The organism is Anaerotalea alkaliphila (genome assembly GCF_010179735.1).
In the GTDB taxonomy this organism is placed as follows: domain Bacteria; phylum Bacillota; class Clostridia; order Lachnospirales; family Vallitaleaceae; genus Anaerotalea; species Anaerotalea alkaliphila.
Genome location: NZ_JAAEEH010000078.1, coordinates 1 through 2,398 on the forward strand (window position 1 = coordinate 1; position 2,398 = coordinate 2,398).

The window sequence follows — 2,398 nt, forward strand, 5'->3', positions numbered from 1 at the left end:
TTGATCGCCGCCTGGGCCGCCGCAAGCCGTGCGATGGGAACCCTGAAGGGCGAGCAGGACACGTAGTCCAGTCCGATGTTGTGGCAGAACTCGATGGTGCTGGGGTCTCCGCCATGCTCCCCGCAGATGCCCAGCTTGATGCCGGGCCTTGTGGCCTTGCCCTTGGTGCAGGCCATCTCCACCAGCTGCCCCACGCCTTCCACGTCCAGCCGGGCGAAGGGGTCCGACTCGAAGATGGCCTTCTTGTAGTAGTCGTCCAGGAAGGCCCCTGCGTCGTCCCTGGAGAAGCCGAAGGTCATCTGGGTCAGGTCGTTGGTGCCGAAGGAGAAGAACTCCGCCTCCTTGGCGATGGCGTCCGCGGTGAGGGCCGCCCGGGGAACCTCGATCATGGTCCCCACCATGTACTTCATCTCCACGCCGGCGGCGGCGATTTCCGCTTCCACCGTGTCCACCACGAACTTCTTCACATAGGCCAGCTCCTTGATCTCGCCCACCAGGGGGATCATGATCTCAGGCACCACGTCGTAGCCCTTTTCCTGCTTCACCTCGATGGCGGCCTGGATGATGGCTTTGGCCTGCATTTCGGCGATTTCGGGATAGGTCACCGCCAGACGGCAGCCCCTGTGCCCCAGCATGGGGTTGAACTCGTGGAGGCTTTCCACCGTGGACTTGAGCTCGTCGAACCCCAGGCCCATTTCCTTGGCCAAAGCCGCGATCTCCACGTCGGTGTGGGGGAGGAACTCATGCAGCGGGGGGTCCAGCAGGCGCACGGTCATGGGCCGGCCCGCCAGCACCTCGTACATGCCCTTGAAGTCCGCCTTCTGGTAGGGGATCAGCCCGTCCAGGGCCTTCTTGCGCTCCTCCACCGTCTTGGAGACGATCATCTGCCGGATCTTGGGAATCCTGTCCTCCTCGAAGAACATGTGCTCCGTCCGGCACAGGCCCACGCCTTCGGCGCCGAAGTCCACCGCCTTCTGGGTGTCCTTGGGGTTGTCGGCGTTGGTCCGGACCTTCAGCACCCTGTGGGTGTCCGTCCATCCCATGAACTGGGCGAAGTAGCCGCTGATTTCCGGCTCGATGGTCCTCACGTCCTCGATGTAGATGTTGCCGGTGGTCCCGTCCAGGGAGATGAAGTCCCCTTCCGCCACCACATGGCCTGCGATGGTGCACTGCCTGTTCACGTAGTCCAGCTTCAGCTCTCCGCAGCCGGACACGCAGCAGGTGCCCATGCCCCGGGCCACCACAGCGGCGTGGGAGGTCATGCCCCCCCGGGCCGTGAGGATCCCCTCGGCGGCGGCCATCCCCTCGATGTCCTCGGGGGAAGTCTCCAGCCGCACCAGGACCACCCGCTCACCGCGTCTGGCTGCTTCCACCGCATGCTCGGCGGTGAAGTAGACCTGTCCCGCTCCGGCTCCCGGAGAGGCGGGAAGGCCGGTCGCCACCACGGTGGCCGCCGCCAGGGCGGCCGGGTCGAAGTTGGGGTGCAGCAGCTGGTCCAGCTGCTTGGGGTCCACCTTCATCAGGGCCTCTTCCTCGGTGCAGAGCCCTTCCTCCACCAGCTCCACGGCTACCCGCAGGGCCGCATGGGCCGTCCGCTTGCCGCTCCGGGTCTGGAGGAAATAGAGCTTCTCCTCCTCGATGGTGAACTCCATGTCCTGCATGTCCTTGTAGTGGTTCTCCAGCTTGTCCGCGATCTCCATGAACTGCCTGTAGACGGCGGGCATGTCCTGCTCCAGCCTGCTGATGGGCTCGGGCGTCCGGATGCCGGCCACCACGTCCTCCCCCTGGGCGTTGAGCAGGTACTCCCCGTAGATCTTCTTCTCCCCCGTGGCGGGGTTCCTGGTGAAGGCCACCCCGGTTCCGGAGGTGTCCCCCATGTTCCCGAAGACCATGGACTGGACGTTCACCGCCGTCCCCCAGCTTCCGGGGATGTCGTGCATCCTGCGGTAGACGATGGCCCGCTCGTTGTTCCAGGAATCGAACACCGCGGTCACGCAGTCCATCAGCTGCAGCTCGGGGTCCTGGGGGAACTCCTCGCCTTTTTCCTCTTTATAGAAAGCCTTGTAGGCCTTTATCACTTCCTGCAGGTCCTCGGCCGTCAGCTCCAGGTCGCTCTTGTATCCCTTGGCTTCCTTGATCTCGTCCAGCACCACCTCGAACTTGTGCTTGGAGAGGCCCATGACCACGTCCGAGAACATCTGGATGAACCGCCGGTAGGAGTCGTAGGCGAAACGGGGGTTTCCGGTCTTCCTCGCGAAGCCTTCCACGGAAACGTCGTTGAGGCCCAGGTTCAGGACCGTGTCCATCATGCCGGGCATGGAGGCCCGGGCGCCGGAGCGTACGGAAAGGAGCAGGGGTTCGTTCTCGTCCCCGAATTTCTTGCCTGTCATTTCCTCCA

1 protein-coding gene is annotated in these 2,398 nt (G+C 64.1%); it reads right to left on the minus strand.

Annotation, left to right across the window (positions count from 1 at the left end):
- Window positions 1-2,398 (minus strand): pyruvate, phosphate dikinase (gene ppdK, locus GXN74_RS14155; RefSeq protein ID WP_162371581.1); only part of this gene is annotated, 2,398 nt, incomplete at both ends.